The organism is Herbaspirillum sp. SJZ099, from assembly GCF_007828355.1.
Lineage (GTDB): Bacteria > Pseudomonadota > Gammaproteobacteria > Burkholderiales > Burkholderiaceae_D > Herbaspirillum.
Window position 1 is genome coordinate 63,039 of sequence record NZ_VIUO01000012.1, and the last position, 19,747, is coordinate 82,785.

16 protein-coding genes are annotated in these 19,747 nt (G+C 63.9%); 10 read left to right on the top strand and 6 right to left on the bottom strand.

Translation table 11 applies throughout. The annotated features are described in order from the left end of the window. Positions 1–69 precede the first annotated feature (69 nt). Entirely contained in the window at positions 70–627 is a 558-nt protein-coding gene (locus FB597_RS18820) for a cob(I)yrinic acid a,c-diamide adenosyltransferase (protein WP_144770374.1), read from the bottom strand. A gap of 293 nt (positions 628–920) precedes the next feature. On the opposite strand from FB597_RS18820, the gene FB597_RS18825 reads away from it, so the two are divergent. From FB597_RS18825 to FB597_RS18850, 6 genes are all read left to right on the top strand, one after another. Then, positions 921–2,336, top strand: coding sequence for an FAD-binding oxidoreductase (locus FB597_RS18825; RefSeq protein WP_141911437.1), 1,416 nt, complete (start codon positions 921–923; stop codon positions 2,334–2,336). A gap of 98 nt (positions 2,337–2,434) precedes the next feature. Further along, on the top strand, positions 2,435–3,325 hold the full coding sequence (locus tag FB597_RS18830) for a LysR substrate-binding domain-containing protein (RefSeq protein WP_141911439.1): 891 nt from the start codon (positions 2,435–2,437) through the stop codon (positions 3,323–3,325). 366 nt (positions 3,326–3,691) lie between these two features. Next, complete coding sequence (locus tag FB597_RS18835) at positions 3,692–5,179, top strand: FAD-linked oxidase C-terminal domain-containing protein (RefSeq protein ID WP_144770375.1); 1,488 nt, start codon at positions 3,692–3,694, stop codon at positions 5,177–5,179. Position 5,180: 1 nt separating this feature from the next. Continuing rightward, entirely contained in the window at positions 5,181–6,254 is a 1,074-nt protein-coding gene (gene glcE, locus FB597_RS18840) for a glycolate oxidase subunit GlcE (RefSeq protein WP_144770376.1), read from the top strand. 21 nt (positions 6,255–6,275) lie between these two features. Further along, entirely contained in the window at positions 6,276–7,520 is a 1,245-nt protein-coding gene (gene glcF, locus FB597_RS18845) for a glycolate oxidase subunit GlcF (RefSeq protein ID WP_144770377.1), read from the top strand. 330 nt (positions 7,521–7,850) lie between these two features. Continuing rightward, positions 7,851–9,140: a dicarboxylate/amino acid:cation symporter gene (locus tag FB597_RS18850; protein ID WP_141911449.1), complete on the top strand. Its 1,290-nt coding sequence runs from the start codon at positions 7,851–7,853 to the stop codon at positions 9,138–9,140. A gap of 106 nt (positions 9,141–9,246) precedes the next feature. Here the strand turns inward: FB597_RS18850 and FB597_RS18855 are convergent, their stop codons facing one another. From FB597_RS18855 to FB597_RS18870, 4 genes are all read right to left on the bottom strand, one after another. Then, positions 9,247–9,702 carry a PPC domain-containing DNA-binding protein gene (locus FB597_RS18855; protein ID WP_370454731.1) on the bottom strand — a complete coding sequence of 152 codons (456 nt, stop codon included), beginning with the start codon at positions 9,700–9,702 and terminating at the stop codon, positions 9,247–9,249. Continuing rightward, positions 9,699–10,265 (bottom strand): PCC domain-containing protein, encoded by a 567-nt coding sequence (locus tag FB597_RS18860; RefSeq protein ID WP_141911452.1) that lies wholly within the window; start codon positions 10,263–10,265, stop codon positions 9,699–9,701. The genes FB597_RS18855 and FB597_RS18860 overlap by 4 nt, the downstream gene beginning before the upstream one ends. Continuing rightward, positions 10,262–11,884 (bottom strand): acyl-CoA synthetase, encoded by a 1,623-nt coding sequence (locus FB597_RS18865; protein WP_141911454.1) that lies wholly within the window; start codon positions 11,882–11,884, stop codon positions 10,262–10,264. The genes FB597_RS18860 and FB597_RS18865 overlap by 4 nt, the downstream gene beginning before the upstream one ends. A 106-nt stretch (positions 11,885–11,990) precedes the next feature. Beyond that, positions 11,991–13,172 (bottom strand): acetyl-CoA acetyltransferase, encoded by a 1,182-nt coding sequence (locus FB597_RS18870; RefSeq protein WP_141911456.1) that lies wholly within the window; start codon positions 13,170–13,172, stop codon positions 11,991–11,993. Between the two features lie 515 nt (positions 13,173–13,687). On the opposite strand from FB597_RS18870, the gene FB597_RS18875 reads away from it, so the two are divergent. From FB597_RS18875 to FB597_RS18890, 4 genes are all read left to right on the top strand, one after another. Then, the gene (locus FB597_RS18875) at positions 13,688–14,722 is read left to right on the top strand and encodes a TRAP transporter substrate-binding protein (protein WP_141911459.1); all 1,035 of its coding nucleotides are present in this window, start codon (positions 13,688–13,690) and stop codon (positions 14,720–14,722) included. Positions 14,723–14,751: 29 nt separating this feature from the next. Continuing rightward, positions 14,752–16,635 (top strand): TRAP transporter large permease subunit, encoded by a 1,884-nt coding sequence (locus FB597_RS18880; protein WP_141911461.1) that lies wholly within the window; start codon positions 14,752–14,754, stop codon positions 16,633–16,635. Between the two features lie 100 nt (positions 16,636–16,735). Next, entirely contained in the window at positions 16,736–17,506 is a 771-nt protein-coding gene (locus FB597_RS18885; protein WP_144770378.1) for an SDR family NAD(P)-dependent oxidoreductase, read from the top strand. Positions 17,507–17,520: 14 nt separating this feature from the next. Further along, complete coding sequence (locus tag FB597_RS18890) at positions 17,521–18,318, top strand: SDR family NAD(P)-dependent oxidoreductase (RefSeq protein ID WP_141911465.1); 798 nt, start codon at positions 17,521–17,523, stop codon at positions 18,316–18,318. Positions 18,319–18,753: 435 nt separating this feature from the next. Here the strand turns inward: FB597_RS18890 and FB597_RS18895 are convergent, their stop codons facing one another. Further along, on the bottom strand, positions 18,754–19,656 hold the full coding sequence (locus FB597_RS18895; RefSeq protein ID WP_144770379.1) for a LysR family transcriptional regulator: 903 nt from the start codon (positions 19,654–19,656) through the stop codon (positions 18,754–18,756). Positions 19,657–19,747 lie beyond the last annotated feature (91 nt).

The window sequence follows — 19,747 nt, forward strand, 5'->3', positions numbered from 1 at the left end:
GATCTATCCGTTGCAAACAAAACGCCCCGCGAATGCGGGGCGTTTTGTTTGGCGCATACCGATCGGCGATCAGCGCGCCCGATCCTTTTCCCACAACACATCCTGTCCGCCCGCGGCGCGGTTCAACACCCGCGCCAGCACAAAGCACAGGTCGGACAGGCGGTTCAGGTATTGCCGCGCCGGAGCGTTGACGGTGCCGGCTTCGGCCTTCTCCAGCAGCACCACGCTGCGCTCGGCGCGGCGGCAGACGGTGCGGCAGACGTGCGCCAATGCCGCGCCGCGCGAGCCGCCGGGCAGGATGAATTCCTTGAGCGGCGGCAAGGCGCCGTTGTACTGTTCCAGCAGCGCATCCAGTCGCGCCAGATGGGCGTCGGCCAGTACCGTATAACCCGGGATGCACAGTTCGCCGCCGAGGTCGAACAGGTCGTGCTGGATCGAAAGCAGTGCCTGGCGCACATCGTCCGGCAAGTCCTCGCACAGCAGCAGTCCCAACTGCGAATTGAGTTCGTCCACATCGCCCAGCGCCTGGATGCGCAGGCTGTCCTTGCCGACGCGGCTGCCGTCGCCCAGGCCGGTGCTGCCGTCATCGCCGGTGCGGGTGGCGATCTTTGAGAGGCGGTTGCCCATGTGATTTCTCCCTGTGTGAAGTTGCGCGAGCTTAAGCTGCGCGCAGCGCTTGTGCAAGGCCGGCACGGCATCTTGCCTGGCCTGGCCGGCAAGCAAAAAAAGATAAAGAATTCACTTGATTTGGCGGGCGAGCCGAAAAGGCATCGGAGATTTGCCGAATCACTTTGCCGCAAGAGAGTAAAATTCATCAGTTGAATCAGTGGTAAGGCCAATTCGCCGGCAGGGGATGCCGGTCATGGCGCCGTAGTTGCAAATCTAATAAAAGGGACGACAGAGACACCCGAGAGAGACCCATGAATCACATCGTTGACGCCCAGAAACTCAAGAAACCGGTTCCCCAGGCTTTGCTGGATGAACTGCAGACCCTCTTCGGCAGCCGCCTGTCGACCTCCATGGCCATGCGCGAACACCATGGCCGCGATGAATCCTCGTACGACCCGATGCTGCCCGACGCGGTGGTGTTCGCGCACACAACCGAGGAAGTCGCCGCCTTCGTCAAGCTGTGCAGCCGCTACGAAACCCCGATCATTCCCTATGGCGCCGGCACCTCGCTGGAAGGCCACATCCTGGCGCTGCAAGGCGGCATCACCATCGACCTGTCGCAGATGAACCGCGTGCTGGCGATCAATCCGGAAGACCTGACCGCCACCGTGCAGGCCGGCGTGACCCGCAAGCAACTGAACCAGGAAATCAAGGACACCGGCCTGTTCTTCCCGATCGACCCGGGCGCCGACGCCTCGCTGGGCGGCATGGCCTCGACCCGCGCCTCCGGCACCAATGCCGTGCGCTACGGCACGATGAAGGAAAACACGCTGACCCTGACGGTGGTCACCGCCGACGGCAACATCATCAAGACCGGCACTCGCGCCAAGAAGTCCTCGGCCGGCTACGACCTGACCCGCATGTATGTGGGCAGCGAAGGCACGCTGGGCATCATCACCGAAGTCACGGTGCGCCTGTACCCGCAGCCGGAAGCGATTTCGGCCGCGATCTGCTCCTTCCCCAGCGTGGCCGACGCCGTCAACACCGTGATCCAGACCATCCAGGTCGGCGTGCCGCTGGCGCGCGTGGAGCTGCTCGACGAGAACGGCGTCAAGGCCATCAACGCCCATGACAAACTGAGCCTGCCGGTCAATCCGCTGCTGCTGTTCGAATTCCATGGCAGCGAAAACGGCGTCAAGGAACAGGCCGAGGTGGTGCAGGACATCGCCAACGACAACAACGCCACCGGCTTCGAATGGGCCACCCGTCCCGAGGACCGCACCCGCCTGTGGACTGCGCGCCATAACGCCTACTTTGCGCTGCTGCAGCTGCGCCCGGGCGCGCGCGCCATCTCCACCGACTGCTGCGTGCCGATCTCGCGCCTGGCCGAATGCGTGCTGGAAACCAAGGCCGACTGCGAGGCGCAAGGCCTGATCCACGCCATCATCGGCCACGTCGGCGACGGCAATTTCCACGTACAGATGATGGTCGACCCCAACGACCCGGCCGATGTCGCCCGTGCCGAAGGCGTCAACGAACGCATGGTGGCGCGCGCCATTGCCATGGACGGCACCTGCACCGGCGAGCACGGCGTGGGTTTGCACAAGATGGACTTCCTGGTGCAAGAGCATGGCAACGGCGCCATTGACGTGATGCGCGCGATCAAGCATGCGCTGGATCCCAAGAACATCATGAACCCCGGCAAGATCCTGCGCTGGGAGCAGTAAGCGGCGCGATGCCGGCGGCCTGCCGCCGGTATCTGTCAGGTTTGTCTTCACCCGTCGGCAGCAGTCCGTTTTTCCGCATCACCAGTACGAAAGATTCCATGGCCACCCGCCTTCCACCCGTCCACGCCCTGTCCGCATTCGAAGCGGCAGCCCGGCATAACTCCTTCGCCATCGCCGCGGAAGAGCTCTGCATCACTCCCTCGGCGCTGTCGCACCGCATCCGCCTGCTGGAAGAGTTTGTCGGCGAACGCCTGTTCTACCGCGACGGCCGCTCCATCGGCCTGTCCGAGTTCGGCCGCCGTTACCTGGACGTGGTGCGTTCGGCGCTGCGCACGCTGACCGACTTCCCGATGCCGCACCGCAACGCCGCGGTGCAGCCCAAGATCAAGGTGATGCTGCCGCCGACTTTCGCGCGCCACCTGCTGATGCCGCGCATCGTCGACTTCACCCAGCGCCATCCGGAGATCGTGGTCGAGCTTTACCTGTCGGTGCCGCTGTACGACCTGTCGCTGTCGGAAAGCGACGTCGAGATCCGTTTCGGTGCCGGCAACTATCCCAACATCGTCACCGAAAAGCTGTTCGAAGAGCCGGCCTTCGCGGTCGCCAGCCCGAACTACCTCAAGACCCTGCCGCCGATGAAGACGCCGGCCGACCTGCAGCACGCCAACCTGCTGCGCTCGGCGCTGGAGCCCTGGCAGCCGTGGTTCGAAGCGGCCGGCCTGAAGGACTGGACCGAGCCGTCTGCCGGCCTGCGCGTGGACGACCTGGGCCTGTTGCTGGAAGCGGTGCGCCACGGCTACGGCATCGGCCTGACCCGCCAGCACTTCGCCGAAGAACTGCTGGCGCGCGGCGAGATCGTCGAACTGTTCGACGTGCGCCTGCGCACGCCGCCGCATGCCTACTACGTGGTCTACGAGCGCTCGGTGCGCGAACGGCCCGAGGTCGACGCCTTCATCAACTGGATGCAGAACGCGTTCAAGAATATCTGACGCGCGGTTCCTCCTTTTTCCGCTGCGCCATTGCTGCCATCGTCCCGGCAGCATGGCTGCCTGCTGGCGCGGGTTGTCCCGCTGAAAATAATTCATTCCCGCCAAAAATTCTTTTCAGTGCGCGCCCCAGCAACAATCCGGCTGGGCGCCAGTGAAATTCGTTACACTTGGAACCTTGATAAAGGCCCGCGCCGCCGGCTGGAAAACGGCATCGGCGCGGCCAAGAACAAGCGAGACAGCAGGCGTGGTGCAGCCGGCAGGCGGACCGCCGTCGCACTCCGGCAGCCTCCGGGCCGTCGCCGTTGGACGATCTCAACGATGCCAACGATGTCCTGCGGTCCCCCTAGCCCAACGCCGAGGTCCAGCATGAATGCTCCCGCCCATCCATCCTTCGCGCCCGCCCGCCAGCGCGAAGTCGTCGACGCCCTGCGCCGCGCCGTGCCCGCGCATTGCGTGCTGGCCGACGAGGAAGACACCCGCCCCTACGAATGCGACGGCCTGGCCGCCTACCGGCAATTGCCGATGGTGGTCGTGCTGCCCGAGAACGAGGCGCAGGTGGTGGCCGTCATGCGGGTCTGCCATGACCTGCGGGTGCAGATCGTGCCGCGCGGCGCCGGCACCGGCCTGTCCGGCGGCGCCATGCCGATCGCCGACGGCGTGGTGCTGTCGACCGCCAAGTTGAACAAGATCCTGAAGATGGACAAGTATTCGCGCACCGCCGTGGTCCAGCCCGGCGTGCGCAACCTGGCCATTTCCGAAGCGGCCGCGCCGCACGGGCTGTACTACGCGCCCGACCCATCCTCGCAGATCGCCTGCACCATCGGCGGCAACGTTGCCGAGAACTCCGGCGGCGTGCACTGCCTGAAGTACGGACTGACCGTGCACAACGTGCTGCGCGTGCGCATGGTGACCATCGAGGGCGACGTGGTTGAATTGGGCGGTGGAGCGCTGGATGCGCCGGGCCTGGACCTGCTGGCGGTGTTCATCGGTTCCGAGGGCATGCTGGGCGTGGTCACCGAAGTGACCGTCAAGCTGGTGCCCAAGCCGCAGGCCGCGCGCGTGATCATGGCGTCCTTCGACGATGTGGTGAAGGGCGGCAATGCGGTGGCCAACGTGATTGCCGCCGGCATCATCCCGGCCGGCCTGGAGATGATGGACAAGACCAGCTCGCGCATGGTCGAGCCCTTCGTCAAGGCCGGCTACGACGTCGATGCCGAAGCCATCCTGCTGTGCGAGTCCGACGGCACGATGGAAGAAGTGGAAGAAGAGATCGGCCGCATGACCGAGGTACTCAACGCCAGCGGGGCGACTGCCATCGCCTGTTCGCAGTCGGAGGCCGAGCGCCTGCGCTTCTGGTCCGGCCGCAAGAATGCCTTCCCCGCCGCCGGCCGCATCTCGCCCGACTACTACTGCATGGACGGCACCATCCCGCGCAAGAAGCTGGCACAGGTGCTGCTGGGCATCGCCGAGATGGAAAAGAAATACGGCCTGCGCTGCGCCAACGTGTTCCACGCCGGCGACGGCAACCTGCATCCGCTGATCCTGTTCGATGCCAACATCGCCGACGAATTCCACCGCGCCGAACTGTTCGGCGCCGAGATCCTGGAGCTGTGCGTGGAAGTGGGCGGCACCATCACCGGCGAGCATGGCGTGGGCATCGAAAAGATCAACTCCATGTGCGTGCAGTTCGCGCCGGCCGAGCGCGAGGCCTTCTTCAAGGTCAAGCGCGCCTTCGATACCGCCTTCCTGCTCAACCCCGACAAGGCCATCCCGACCCTGCACCGCTGCGCCGAGTACGGCAAGATGCACGTGCAGCGCGGTCAGCTGAGCCACCCCGATTTGCCGAGATTCTGAGATGAGCGAGCAACAACATATGAATGCGGTGCTGGACACTTTCCGCCAGCGCATCGCGCAGGGCCAGCCGCTGCAGATCCGCGGCGGCGGCACCAAGGACTGGTACGGCCAGGCGCCGCAAGGCGAGGTGCTCGATACGCGCGCCTACAGCGGCATCATCGACTACGAGCCGACCGAACTGGTGATCACCGCGCGTTGCGGCACGCCGCTGGCCGAGATCGACGCCGCGCTGGCGCAGAACAACCAGATGCTGGCCTTCGAGCCGCCGCGCTTCGGCGGCGCGGCCACCGTGGGCGGCATGGTGGCCGCCGGCCTGTCCGGCCCGGCGCGCGGTTCGGCCGGCGCCGTGCGCGACTTCGTGCTGGGCGCGGTGCTGATGGATGCGCAGGGCGAGCAGCTGCACTTCGGCGGCCAGGTGATGAAGAACGTCGCCGGTTATGACGTCTCGCGCCTGCTGGCCGGTTCGCTCGGCATCCTGGGCCTGATCCTGCAGGTCTCGCTCAAGGTGTTGCCCAAGCCTTTCGCCAGCAGCACGCGCGTGTTCGAGATCAACCAGGAGGGCGCGCTGCGCCTGCTGAACCAGTGGGGCGGCCAATCGCTGCCGCTGGCCGCCAGCGCCTGGAGCAACAACGTGCTGACCATTCGCCTGGCCGGCGCGCAGGCCGCGGTCGATGCGGCCGTCAAGAAACTGGGAGGCAGCGAGCTCTCCAACGGCGACGACTTTTGGCGCGACCTGCGCGAGCAGACGCATGCCTACTTCGCTGACCCGGATGCGCCGCTGTGGCGCCTGTCGCTGCCCTCGGTGGCGCCGCCGGTCGATCTTCCCGGCGCGCAACTGGTGGAGTGGGGCGGCGCCCAGCGCTGGCTGCGTCCGCAAGGCCCGCTTGACGCGGTGGCCATCCGCGCCGCGGCGTTGGCCGCGGGCGGCAGCGCCAGCCTGCATCGCGGCGGCGACAAGGCGATCGGCGTGTTCCATCCGCTGCAGCCTGCGGTGGAAAAGATCCACCGCAATCTCAAGACCCAGTTCGATCCGGCCGGCATCTTCAATCCCGGTCGCATGTACGCCGGCCTGTAAGCCGAAAGCCAACAGACAATCATGCAAACCAACTTAGCCGATTTCATCCGCCACACTCCCGAAGGCCAGGAAGCCGACAGCATCCTGCGCAGCTGCGTGCATTGCGGCTTCTGTACCGCCACCTGCCCGACCTACCAGTTGCTGGGCGACGAGCTGGACGGCCCGCGCGGGCGCATCTACCTGATCAAGCAGGTGCTCGAAGGCAAGCCGGCCACGGCGGCCACGCAATCGCACCTGGACCGCTGCCTGACCTGCCGCAACTGCGAATCTACCTGCCCGTCCGGCGTGCAGTACGGCCGCCTGGTCGATATCGGCCGCAAGGTGGTGGAGCAGCAGGTGCCGCGTCCGTTGTCGCAGCGCGTGATGCGCACCGCCCTGAAGGAGCTGGTGCCGCGCAAATGGATCTTCCGTTCCGCGATGAAAGCCGGGCAAATGGTGCGCCCGCTGTTGCCCAAGGCCTTGCAGGACAAGGTGCCGGCGCCGCAGGATGCCGGCGTGTGGCCCGCGCGTTCGCATGCGCGCCAGATGCTGCTGCTGGACGGTTGCGTGCAGCCGTCGATGTCGCCCAACATCAACAGCGCCACCGCGCGCGTACTCGATGCGCTCGGCGTGCAATTGTTCGTGCCGCCCAAGACCGGCTGCTGCGGCGCCATCCGTTTCCACATGAACGACCAGGACGGCGGCCTGGACGACATGCGCCGCAACATCGACGCCTGGTGGCCGTATGTGGAAGGAAAGGACGGCATCAAGGCCGAGGCCATCGTGATGAACGCCTCCGGCTGCGGCGTCACCGTCAAGGAATACGGCCACCTGCTGCAGCATGACCATGCCTATGCCGAAAAGGCGCGCCGCATCTCGCACATGACGCGCGACATCAGCGAAATCCTGCCCGACTTCGAAGCGCAGCTGCAGGAGAAGCTCAAGGATTACGCCGGCCGCCGCGTGGCCTACCATCCGCCTTGCACGCTGCAGCACGGCCAGAAGATCCGCGGCAAGGTCGAATCGATCCTGCGCGCGGCCGGCGTGGACGTGCAGCTGTGCGCCGACAGCCATTTATGCTGCGGTTCGGCCGGCACCTATTCGCTGCTGCAACCGGAGCTGTCGTACCAGCTGCGCGACAACAAGCTCAAGAACCTGGCCGCCACCGATCCGGACATGATCGTCACCGGCAACATCGGTTGCGTCACGCACTTGCAGTCCGGCACGCAAACACCGGTGAAGCACTGGATCGAGCTGCTCGACGCCGCCTTGCGGGAGCGCGCCTGAGCGGGCGATTCCGGCTTCACTTTCCCCAAGCCCCGCGATGCGGGGCTTTTTTATGGTCAAAATGCTCACACTCTGCGCATTTTGGCGGCATTCGGGCTATCCCGGCTTGACGGACGGCCCCATAAATCAATAAGCTTCGTGCTTTTTATCGCTCGCCGGGAAAAAGCCTTGGGTATTTCTCATCGGAAACCGACGCGATCCACGACAATCCGATGCGCATCCGCCTGACAGCGGGCGGCGCAACGACCAGCAGCAGCAAGCAACAAAAGCCCCCGTCGCTGACGGCGCCAGACTGTTTGGCCCGCCTGCGCGTTGGGGCTGGAGACCATCTTGAAAAAACGCATCCCACCCGCCGTCTACATCTTCGTCGCCATGCTCCTTGGCATCCTGGTCGGCTACCTGATCTTCACCCATTACGGCAAGGCCGAAGCCAAGGAATTGGCCGGCTACATCTCGATCGCCTCCGACATGTTCCTGCGCCTGATCAAGATGGTGATCGCGCCGCTGGTGTTTTCCACGCTGGTGGTCGGCATCGCCCACATGGGCGATGCCAAGTCGGTGGGCCGCATCTTCGGCAAATCGCTGGCCTGGTTCATGCTGGCCTCGCTGGTGTCGCTGGCGCTGGGCATGATCATGGCCAACCTGCTGCAGCCGGGCGCCGGCGTATCGTTGCCGCCGCCCGACGCGGCCGGCGCCGGCCTGGCGACCGGGCAGTTCACCGTCAAGGAATTCTTCAACCACCTGGTGCCCAAGTCGGTGGCCGAAGCCATGGCGCAAAACGAGATCCTGCAGATCGTGGTGTTCTCGATGTTCTTCGGCGTGGCGCTGGCGGCGCTGGGCGAGCGCGGCAAGAACCTGCTGGCGGTGGTGGACGACCTGTCGCACGCCATGCTCAAGATCACCGGCTATGTGATGAAAATGGCGCCGGTCGCGGTGTTCGCGGCCATGGCCGCCACTGTCGCGGTCAACGGCCTGGACATCCTGGTCAGTTTCGCGGTCTTCATGCGCGACTTCTATTTCTCGCTGGTGCTGCTGTGGGCATTGCTGATCGCCGCCGGCTTCGTGTTCCTGAAAAAACGCATCTTCCACCTGCTGGCGCTGATCAAGGAAGCCTTCCTGCTGGCCTTCGCCACGGCCAGTTCGGAAGCGGCCTATCCCAAGCTGCTGGACGCGCTGGACCGCTTCGGCGTCAAGCGCAAGATTTCCAGTTTCGTGATGCCGATGGGCTACTCGTTCAACCTCGACGGCTCGATGATCTACTGCACCTTCGCCACGCTGTTCATCGCCCAGGCCTACGGCATCCACATGCCGCTGTCGACCCAGATCACCATGATGCTGGTGCTGATGCTGACCTCCAAGGGCATCGCCGGCGTGCCGCGCGCCTCGCTGGTGGTGATCGCCGCCACGCTGCACCAGTTCAACATCCCGGAAGCGGGCCTGCTGGTGATCCTGGGGATCGACACCTTCCTCGACATGGGGCGTTCGGCCACCAACGCGGTGGGCAACTCGATCGCATCGGCAGTGGTCGCCAAGTGGGAAGGCGGCTTGCTGAGCGAAGAAGAAGCGCGCGCCGCCGAGCAGGATATCGAGCGGGAAGCCGAACTCAAGCTGCACGGTTGAACCGCTTGCCGCCATCTGCGCGGCAGGCAAGCAAAAAAGGAGCACGCCGGATAAAACCGGCCTGCTCCTTTTTTTTGAAACAGGTTCTTTGGAAAAGGGAGGGCGTTCAGGCCGGCACGGCTTCGCGCACCTTGGCCGGAATCCATTCCTGCAGCGTGATCTCGATGGTGATGAACGAGAGGTTGGCGCCGCGCAGGAAACGGCCGGCGAAGATCTTGCCGTCGGTGTCGGCCACCACGCCTTGCAGCGGATTGGGGTTGGACTTGCCGTCCGAGAAACCGATCTCGCCGAAGACGTTGAGGATCTCGACGCCGGGGCCGTTGATTTCCATCACGCGCAGGCCGCCGGCGGTGGCGTATTGCAATTGGGCATCAACCAGGCTGCCGATGGCGCCGCGCACGATGGCGGTTTTCATGCCGTGCTGGCGGCACAGCGCTTCCACGCTCTCAGTCAGGTCCTGGTTGGGTTTGAGGCGGGCCATCACCAGCTTGCCCAAGGTTCCTTCTTCTACCTGGATGTTGTCGTCTGTCTCTGTTGTCGTTGTGTTTAGGTTCGTCATCATGATTCCATGGGTGTCGGATGCAATAGACTGAAGTGCGTCTCTTCATCGCTGTTGACGACAAAGGCGCCTTGGGAAAACAAGCACATGCGGATGATGAGCGGATCGTCGCCCACTTCCACAGTATCAAGCAAAAGATGGCCGCCATGAATGACGCCATCGCCATCGATGAAGCCCGAATGGCAGTGCAATAATACCTTTCCTTCCTGGTTCTGGCCCACCGTGATGGCGCCGGTCACAAAGGTGATCGCGCCTTCCAGTACATGCGGCGGGCCGTAGTCATACGGGCGGTTCTGGTCCCGGGTGTTCTCGATGCGGTGGTAGTGCAGGCTGCGCGCGGTGCCGCCGCACATGCGGCCGACGCCGCCGCGCTGGCCGTAGCGCGCCAATACCTTGCGCAACGCCTCTCCGACCCTGGTGCCGGGCGCCAGCGTGATGCGCAGTTCCTCGGCCGGGTTGGCCTCCAGGTCCAGCGTGCGCGGATAGCTCTGCTGGCCTGCGTGCAGGAACTTGCGGACCTCGACAAATCCCGGATGGCCGTCAGCGGGTTTGTTGGAGAGTTTCATAAGCGATAGTCACCTTTCTCCTCAAGCAATGCCTTGATCTGTTTCTTGACGATCTTTCCATAGCCCGACTTCGGCATGGTCTCCCAGAACACGAAGCGCCGCGGCCACTTGTACTTGCCGATGCGCTCTTCCAGATGCGCCAGCAGCGCCTCTGGCCCCACTTGCTGCCCGGCCTTGGGCACGATCACGGCCAGGCCGCTCTCGCCCCACTTGGGATCGGGCACGCCCAGCACCGCCACCTCGGACACCGCCGGATGGGTCAGCAGCGCCTCCTCGATCTCGCGCGGATAGACGTTGGAGCCGCCCGAGATGTACATGTCGGACGAACGGCCGGTGATGTAGAGGAAGCCGTCCTGGTCCACATGGCCGAGGTCGCCGGTGTGGAACCAGTCGTGCTTGAAGGCCTTGGCGTTGGCGTCCGGATTGTTGTGGTAGCCCATGAACACGGCCGGGCCGCGCACGCAGATCTCGCCGGTCTCGAAAGGCTTGAGCTTGTTGCCGTCGTCGTCCAGGATGGCGATTTCCATGCCGGTGCGCGGCATGCCGCAGGTGCCTACGCGCGCCTGCGGATGGGCATCGTCCTCGTGGTGCATGTAGGGCGGCAGGAAGGTGATGTTGCCGGTCACTTCGCCCAGGCCGTAGTACTGCACCAGCACCTTGCCCAGTTTCTTGAGCGCATACACCTGGTCGGCGCGGTACATCGGCGCGCCGGCGTAGATCACGTGCCTGAGCGAGGAGTGGTCGTAGCGGTCGACCGATTCGTCTTCCACCAGGATCTTGACGATGGTGGGCACGGTGAACAGATTGTCCACCTTGTATTTCTCGACCAGTTGCCAGGCTTCCTCGACCACCAGCCGTTCCGACGACAGCAGGATGCTGGCCGCGCCGCGCGCGGTATTGATCACGGCATGGATGCCGGCGCCGTGCGACAGGGGCGCGACCACCAGCGAGCGCGATTCATGGTTCAGGCCCGGCATCAGGTCGGCCAGGTGGTTGGTGACCACGAAGGCCATCTGCCCGTGCGCCAGCATACCGGCCTTGGGGTGGCCGGTGGTGCCGGAGGTGTAGAAGAACCACAGTGGATCTTCGTAATCGACCTCGACTTCATCGAAGGCCTGTCGGCCGGCGTCGGCCACCAGCGTCTCGAAATCCAGCTCGCCCGGGCGCGGGTCGGCCAGCGCGATCACGTGTTCCAGCACCGGCGAGGCCGCCTTGACCGCATCCACGTAGTTGGCGAAGCCCTGGTCGTAGAGCATCACCGAGGCGCCGCTGGACTGGCCGAGATAGGCCGCTTCGGAAGGCGTGATGCGAAAGTTGGTCGGCACCCAGACCACGCCCAGCTTGAAAGCGGCCCAGGCGCTTTCGAAGATCTGCTGGTTGTTGCGCGAATGGACCAGCATCTTGTCGCCCTTCTTCACGCCGCGCTTGGCCAGCGCATGCGCCAGGGCATCGACGCGGTCGTTGATCTGCTTCCAGGTGATGATTCTGTCTTCGCCATTGACGCCGCCGCGGCTCAGGATCAGGCCCGGTTGGTCGGGGAAGCGGCGCGCCACGTCCGATAGCAGGCGGCCCAGGTTCATGACTTTCTTTAACATCGTCTCACTCGTTCTAATTGAAATTGGCGTTGCTTTTTTAGTTCGTTGCTGCGCTCATGCGGATGCTGCCTGCCGCCCGCGGATGCCAGCGGGCGGCAGGGAAGTACATAACACGTTCCAGGGAAACCGATCAGTGGACGCGTTCCAGGATGCTGACGTAGTTGGCCACCGCCGCGCCGCCCATGTTGAACACGCCGGCGTATCTGGCGTTGGCGATCTGCATGTCGCCGGCGCCGTGCGAGGCCTGCATGGCCGCCATCACGTGCATCGACACGCCGGTGGCGCCGACCGGGTGGCCCTTGGATTTCAGGCCGCCGGAAGGGTTGACCGGCAGCTTGCCGTCTTTGGCGGTGACGCCGTCGAGGATCACGCGCGCGCCCTGGCCGTGCGGCGCCAGGCCCATCGCTTCGTATTCCAGCAGTTCGGCCACGGTGAAGCAGTCATGCGTTTCCACCAGCGACAGGTCGCCCAGCGACAGGCGCGCATTGCCCAGCGCCTGCTTCCAGGCCAGCTCGGCCGCTTCGAAGCGGGTGGGGTCGCGGCGCGACAGCGGCAGGTAATCGTTGACGTGCACCGCGGCGCGGAACTGCACCGCGCGCGGCATCGACTTGGCGACATCGGCGGCGCTGATCACCATGGCGGCGGCGCCGTCGGAGATGAGCGAGCAGTCGGTGCGCTTCAACGGGCCGGCGACGAACGGGTTCTTCTCCGACACGTTGCGGCAGAAGTCGAAACCGAAGTCCTTGCGCATGTGGGCGTAAGGGTTGGACATGCCGTTCTTGTGGTTCTTGGCGGCGATCGCGGCCAGCGCGTCGGACTGGTCGCCGAAGCGGTCGAAGTAGCTCTGCGCGATCTTGCCGAACACGCCCGCGAAACCGCCGGGGATGCCTGCCTCTTCCTTGGCGTAGCAAGCCTTGAGCAGCACCTCGCCCACCTGCGGCGTGGCCAGTTCGGTCATCTTCTCGAAGCCGATCACCAGCACGTGCTTGGATTCGCCGGCCTTGATCGATTGCAGGCCCGAGTGGATCGCCGCCGAGCCGGTGGCGCAGGCGTTCTCCAGCCGCACGGCCGGCTTGAAGCGCAGTTGCGGCAGGCTGTTGAAGACCAGCGAAGCGGGGAAGTCCTGGTACAGGAAGCCGGCATTGAAGGTGCCGACGTGGATGGAATCGATATCTTCCGGCTGCAGGCCGGCATGCTCGATGGCGGCCTTGGCGACCTGGCCGATCAGCACTTCGGGATCGATGCCGTCGAGCTTGCCGAATTGGGAGTGGTGCCAGCCGGTAATGCAGGGTGCGGATGCAGAAGAAGTCATTTTCATTTGTCCTTGTAAGACGTGGTCGGTACGGTTGATGTGGACGCAATATGCAAAATCGGTGCCACGCATCCGAACTGTCTTCAGAGGCCTTGTGGGCTTCGTCGCGGATGGGCGGGGTGGCCTGCGCCGGGGCCGGTGGAACCAAGATAGCACGACTGCGCAGCGGGTGAATTTGCTGCGATGCGCAAGACCAATGTAGTGGAAATTGGATGGAACAACTGTCCGCGCTGCGACAGTTGTCAGCTGAAAATGCGACAGGTGTCGCATCAATTTCCATCAAATAAATTGCTGCCGGGGGCCTGTCCGCCCTTGTCCTTTGGCGCCGTTATCGCAGAGAATACAGGCGCAATGCCGATGACAGGGAAGGGACGCACGCGCCGCCAGGGGAGGATTGGCGGCTTGGCATCCAAATTGCTCTGTTGACGCTAAGCAGTGCCGACAACAAGGGAACCGTTTGCATTCCGGCATCCGGGTTTCCGGTTCATATAAAACTACAAACAGGAGATAAACAGATGGGAAATCCCACTGGCAAGATCACGCGCCGTTCTTTTCTGAAGACCGCCTCGGTTGCCTCGGCTGCCGCCGCGACCGGCCTGTACGGTACGTCCGCGCATGCCGCCGAGTTCACCTTCAAGTACGCCAACAACCTCCCGGTGTCGCACCCGATGAACACGCGCGCCAAGGAAATGGCCGCCAAGATCGCGGAGCAATCCAAGGGCCGCATCGATTTGCAGATCTATCCCAACAACCAGTTGGGTACCGACACCGACATGCTGTCGCAGGTGCGCGCCGGCGCGATCGATTTCTTCACGCTGTCGCCGCTGATCCTGGGCACCCTGGTGCCGGCCGCGCAGATTTCCGGCATCGGCTTCGCCTTCAAGGACTACAACCAGGTGTGGGCCGCCATGGACGGCGAACTGGGCGCGCACGTGCGCAAGCAGATCGAAGCCAAGTCGACCCTGTTCGCCTTTGAAAAAATCTGGGACAACGGTTACCGCCAGATCACCAACAGCACCCGCCCGATCAAGAGCGCCGACGACCTCAAGGGCATGAAGCTGCGCGTGCCGCCGAGCCCGCTGTGGACCTCGATGTTCCGCGCCGTGGAATCCGCGCCGACTTCCATCAACTTCGCCGAAGTGTATTCGGCGCTGCAGACCAAGATCGTCGAAGGCCAGGAAAACCCGCTGGCGATCATCTCCACCGCCAAGCTGTACGAAGTGCAGAAGTACTGTTCCATCACCAACCACATGTGGGACGGTTTCTGGTTCCTGGGCAACAAGAAGTCCTTCGAGCGCCTGCCCAAGGACCTGCAGGAAATCATGGCCCGCAACATCAACGAAGCCGGCATGAACCAGCGCGCCGACGTCAAGAAGCTCAACGACTCGCTGGTCGGCGAGATGAAGGGCAAGGGCCTGGCCTTCAACGATACCGACAACGACTCGTTCCGCGCCAAGCTGCGCAGCGCTGGCTTCTACGCCGAATGGCACAAGAAGTTCGGCGATGAGCCCTGGGCATTGCTGGAAAAGTACACCGGCAAGCTGGCCTGAACTGAATCCGCTGGATCTGCTGGAGGTTGATGATGGAAGCTGCAATGACTTACCGCGAGCCGGTAAATATGAACCCGGCCGCGCGCGCCCTGGTGGCGCTCAACCGCATGGTGATGCATGTGGTGGGCGCCGCCGCGGCGGCGCTGGTGGTGGCCGAGACGGTGGTGCTGTTGACCGGCGTCATCTATCGCTATGCGCTGCACGATCCGCTGGTATGGTCGGATGAACTGGCCTCGATCCTGTTCATCTGGCTGTCGATGCTGGGCGCCGTCCTGGCGCTGAACCGGGGCGAGCACATGCGGCTGACCGCCGTCATCAACAAGTGTTCGGAAAAGGGCCGCGTCTGGCTGGAGACGGTCGCGGCCCTGGTGGTCTGCATCTTCGTGCTGATGGTGATCCACCCGGCGGTGGATCACGCGGTCGAACAGATGGCGATCACCACGCCGGCGCTGGAAATTCCCGATGGCCTGCGCGCCGCGGCCTTGCCGGTGGGGGCGATCCTGATGCTGCTGGCGGCGATCTCGCGCATGGCGGCGATGACCACCTTCCGGCTGTTGCTGTCCGCGCTGGCGGTGGTGGCGGTGATCGCCGTCGCATTGTTCCTGGCCAAGCCGCTCCTGCTGGGCATGGGCAACTACAACCTGATCGTCTTCTTCGTGCTGCTGATCGGCGTCTGCGTCATCGGCGGCATTCCCATCGCCTTCGCCTTCGGCACCGCTACCATGGCTTACCTGGCGCTGGCCACCACCGCGCCGCTGATGATCGTGGTCAGCCGCATGGATGAGGGCATGTCCAGCCTGATCCTGCTGTCGGTGCCGCTGTTCGTGCTGCTCGGCTCGCTCCTGGAAATGTCGGGGCTGGCCAAGACGCTCATCGATTTCATGGCTTCGCTGCTGGGCCACGTGCGCGGCGGCTTGCAATACGTGCTGCTGGGAGCGATGTTCCTGGTCTCGGGCATCTCCGGCTCGAAGGCGGCCGATATGGCGGCCATTGCGCCGGCATTGTTCCCCGAGATGAAAAAGCGCGGCTCCAAGCCGGAAGAGCTGGTGGCCTTGCTGTCGTCGTCCGGCGCGATGACCGAGACCATTCCTCCCAGCCTGGTGCTCATTACGATCGGCGCGGTCTGCAGCGTGTCGATCACGGCGCTGTTCATCGGCGGCCTGATGCCGGCGGCCATCGCCACCATCGCCATTGCCGTGGTGTGCTGGATGCGCGCGCGCCGCGAACCGATGCCGGACGTCAAGCGCGCGCCGATGTCGCTGATCATGAAGACCATGATCGCCGCGATTCCCGCCCTGGCGCTGCCGATGCTCATCCGCGTGGCGGTGATCGAAGGCGTGGCCACCGCCACCGAAGTGGCGACGATCGGCGTGGCCTACACCATCGTGGTCGGCCTGATCATGCATATGTTCAAGGGGCACCTGGACTTCAAGCGCCTCTACCCGATCCTGATCGAGTCGGCGGCCTTGTCCGGCGCCATCCTGCTGATCATCGGCATGGCCACCTCGATGGCCTGGGCGCTGACCCAGTCCGGCTTCTCGGCCAAGCTGGTGGCGCTGATGCAAGGCGTGCCGGGCGGCGGCGCGGGTTTCCTGCTGATCACCATCGTCATCTTCATCGTGCTGGGCAGCCTGCTGGAAGGCATTCCCGCCATCGTGCTGTTCGGTCCGCTGCTGTTCCCGGTGGCGCGTTCGCTGGGCGTGCATGACGTGCACTACGCCATGGTGGTGATCCTGGCCATGGGCATCGGCCTGTTCGCGCCGCCTTTCGGCGTCGGCTTCTATGCCGCCTGCGCGATCGGCAAGGTTTCGCCGGACGGCGTGTTCAACCGTGTGTGGGGCTACCTGGCCGCACTGGTGGTGGCGCTGCTGGTGGTGGCCTTCGTGCCGTGGATTTCCATCGGCTTCCTCTGATTCCCTGCCAAGTCACACGAGACCGATCACCGACAAGGTAACGACTTAAAAACGGCGGCCCCACCTCTTCCCCGGGGCCGCCTCAATTCACGGAGACAACATGAACCAAAGCGATAGCGGCGCCCGCGTGGCGCTCGTGACGGGCGGAGCCATGGGCATCGGCGCCGCGATTTGCCAGCAACTGGCGGCCAAGGGCTATACCGTCCTGGTATCGGACATCAACCTGGAGGCTGCCGGCAAGACCGCCGCTGCCCTGGTCGAGGCGGGCCACAAGGCGGCGCCGCTGCAGATGGACATGGGCAGCCCGGAGTCGATCGCCAAGGCCTTCGCCGCCGTCGAGAAGGATTACGGCCGCTGCGACGTGCTGGTCAACAACGCCGGCATCGCCAAGACCTATCCCTTCCTCGACTTCCCCATCGACAACTGGGTGCAGACCATGAACATCAACGTCACCGGCGTGCTGGTGGCGGGACAACTGGCGGCGCGCCTGATGCTGAAGAACAAGTGGGGCCGTATCGTCAACATTTCGTCGATCTCAGGCATCCGCGCCGGCGCCGGACGCACCGCCTACGGCACCTCGAAGTCGGCGGTGATCGGCCTGACGCGCCAGATGGCCATCGAGCTGGCCCAGCATGGCATCACCGTCAACAGCGTGGCGCCGGGCCCGGTCGATACTCCCATGACGCAGGCCATCCACTCGGAAGAGACGCGCCAGAGCTACTACCGGCTGGTGCCGATGCGCCGCTACGGCAGCACCGACGAGATCGCCGCCGCCGTGACCTTCCTGGCCGGCGACGAGTCGTCCTACATCACCGGCCATGTGATCCCGGTCGACGGCGGCTTTGTCGCCGGCGGCGTGCTGGATATCTGAACGAGGAGACTGACATGCAGAAACAGATGGAAGACAAGGTCATCATCGTCACCGGCGCCGGTTCGGTGGGCGAGGGGTGGGGCAACGGCAAGGCCGCCGCGGCGCTGTATGCGCGCGAAGGCGGCAAGGTGCTGGCGGTGGACCGCAGCATCGAGGCCGCCAGGCAGACCCAGGAGATCATCCGCAGCGAAGGCGGCGTATGCGAGGTGATCGCCGCCGACGTTTCGAAGTCGGCGGACGTGAAGGCGATTGCCGATGCGGCCATGGACTACTTCGGCCGGGTCGACGTGCTGCATAACAATGTCGGCATCGCCGAGACCGGCGGCCCGGTGGAAACCAGCGAAGAGAGCTGGAACCGCCTGGTGGCGGTCAACCAGACCAGCCTGTTCCTGACCCACAAGTTCGTGCTGCCGATCATGGAGAAGCAGAAGAAGGGCGCCATCGTCAACATTTCGTCGCTGGCGGCGTTGCGCTGGATCGGCTTTCCTTATCTGGGTTATACCGCGACCAAGGCGGCGATCCTGGCGTTCACCAAGAACGTGGCGATGCAGTATGCGCCGGTGGGGATTCGCGCCAATTGCGTGCTGCCGGGGCTGATGGATACGCCGATGATCCGCGAGCCGCTGAAGGCTTCCTATGGCGGTGACATTGAGGCGATGCGGGCCAAGCGGCATGCGCAGTGCCCGATGGGGTTCATGGGGGATGCCTGGGATGTGGCGCATGCTTCCTTGTTTTTGGCTTCTGATAATGCGCGCTATATCACGGGGTTGGATTTGATTGTGGATGGTGGGTTGTCGTTGAAGTGCACCTGATTTTATTGGCTGTTGTTTTGGTATTGGAGGTGGTGGGGTAGTCTGGTCTTGCTGCTGGTCGATGTACTGGCTCTATGCTTTTCTTTCTCCGGTCGGAGCGGAGCGCCGGGGGCGGCCCGGCAGCCGCTCACTTTTCTTGTCTCGCCAAGAAAAGTAAGCAAAAGAAGGCGACGCAACTACCCAGCCCCTTCGGGGTTCCCGCCGGAGCGGGTAAAAAAATGGGCAAGGCAGAGTCGCTTCGCTCCGACTGCCTTGCTGATCCATTTTTTTACCCGCTCCGGCGGCTGGTTAGATGCGGACTTCTGGTCCGGCTCGCCTTCGGCATCGCGGTGCTTGCTGCTCGCCTGCGGCTTCGGTGTTGTTGATCGCTATCGTAGCGAGGCGTCGTCCTGACGAAAGTCAGGACCCAGCGTCGTTCAGCACTCCACATCAGCTTCAACTCCCCACCGGTCGCAACTTCCTCCATACCTCCACCGCCGTATCCGCGAATGTCCGGATACAGGGATTCGAATTCTCCTTGTTCCAGATCACGGCCACTTCCACCATCGGCGCATTGCGCAGCGGCTTGAACACCGTGGTTTCCAGGTGCATCGCTTGCATCGAGGTCGGTACCAGCGCTACGCCCAGGCCTTCGCCGACCAGGTTGACGATGGTTTGCTGCAGGTTGGCTTCGAGCACGATGCGCGGGCGGAAGCCGTTGGACTGGCAGTGGCTGACGATGATGTCGAACACCACCGGGGCGATGCTACGGGGGATGCTGATGAAGGAGTCCTCGGCCAGTTCGGCTACCGAAATCTCTGGCTTGTCCGCCAGCCGGTGCTCGCGCGGCAGTACCGCCAGCAGCGGTTCGGCGTAGATCGTGTGACTGACCAGGCGGCTGCAGTCTTCGGGGCGGTACATGATGCCGACGTCGACCCGCTCGTCTTCGATGTCGGTGGCGAGCAGGTTGGGGACGTATTCGGTCAGGCGCATGTCGACTTCGGGGAAGGCGGCCGAGTAATGGCGCGTGACCGAGGGCAGGATGTTATAGGCCGAGGACATCATGAAGCCGACCTTCAGCGAGCCGCTCTTGCCGGTGCTGGATGACGAGACGTTACGTTTCGCTCGTTCCAGGGCCTTGAAAATTTCTGTTGTGTCGCGATAAAAATATTTGCCGGCCGGGGTCAGCTGGATGGCGCGTTTGCTGCGGTCGAACAATTGCGCGCCCAGCTCCTTCTCCAGGGCCGCAATCTGCCGTGTGAGCGGGGGTTGCGAGATATGCAACAGCGCTGCCGCGCGTCCGAAATGGAGCGTTTCTGCTACGGTGCGGAAATAGGTCAGGTGTCTCAGTTCTATCATTTGATACCTTGAAGGTATTGATTGTGTCTGTACATTGTATTGGAAGTCATCGGATTGTCTCGTTATTCTTCGACGCAGAGGTGACACATTG

Excerpts from the sequence above, each read along its gene's own strand:
- FB597_RS18895 (WP_144770379.1), bottom strand. The coding sequence starts at position 19,656 with ATGATAGAACTGAGACACCTGACCTATTTCCGCACCGTAGCAGAAACG.
- glcE (WP_144770376.1), top strand. The coding sequence starts at position 5,181 with ATGAGCGAGCAACAACATATGAATGCGGTGCTGGACACTTTCCGCCAG.
- FB597_RS18835 (WP_144770375.1), top strand. The coding sequence starts at position 3,692 with ATGAATGCTCCCGCCCATCCATCCTTCGCGCCCGCCCGCCAGCGCGAA.
- FB597_RS18885 (WP_144770378.1), top strand. The coding sequence starts at position 16,736 with ATGAACCAAAGCGATAGCGGCGCCCGCGTGGCGCTCGTGACGGGCGGA.
- FB597_RS18860 (WP_141911452.1), bottom strand. The coding sequence starts at position 10,265 with ATGAAACTCTCCAACAAACCCGCTGACGGCCATCCGGGATTTGTCGAG.
- glcF (WP_144770377.1), top strand. The coding sequence starts at position 6,276 with ATGCAAACCAACTTAGCCGATTTCATCCGCCACACTCCCGAAGGCCAG.
- FB597_RS18870 (WP_141911456.1), bottom strand. The coding sequence starts at position 13,172 with ATGACTTCTTCTGCATCCGCACCCTGCATTACCGGCTGGCACCACTCC.
- FB597_RS18890 (WP_141911465.1), top strand. The coding sequence starts at position 17,521 with ATGCAGAAACAGATGGAAGACAAGGTCATCATCGTCACCGGCGCCGGT.
- FB597_RS18825 (WP_141911437.1), top strand. The coding sequence starts at position 921 with ATGAATCACATCGTTGACGCCCAGAAACTCAAGAAACCGGTTCCCCAG.
- FB597_RS18875 (WP_141911459.1), top strand. The coding sequence starts at position 13,688 with ATGGGAAATCCCACTGGCAAGATCACGCGCCGTTCTTTTCTGAAGACC.
- FB597_RS18820 (WP_144770374.1), bottom strand. The coding sequence starts at position 627 with ATGGGCAACCGCCTCTCAAAGATCGCCACCCGCACCGGCGATGACGGC.
- FB597_RS18830 (WP_141911439.1), top strand. The coding sequence starts at position 2,435 with ATGGCCACCCGCCTTCCACCCGTCCACGCCCTGTCCGCATTCGAAGCG.
- FB597_RS18855 (WP_370454731.1), bottom strand. The coding sequence starts at position 9,702 with ATGATGACGAACCTAAACACAACGACAACAGAGACAGACGACAACATC.
- FB597_RS18880 (WP_141911461.1), top strand. The coding sequence starts at position 14,752 with ATGATGGAAGCTGCAATGACTTACCGCGAGCCGGTAAATATGAACCCG.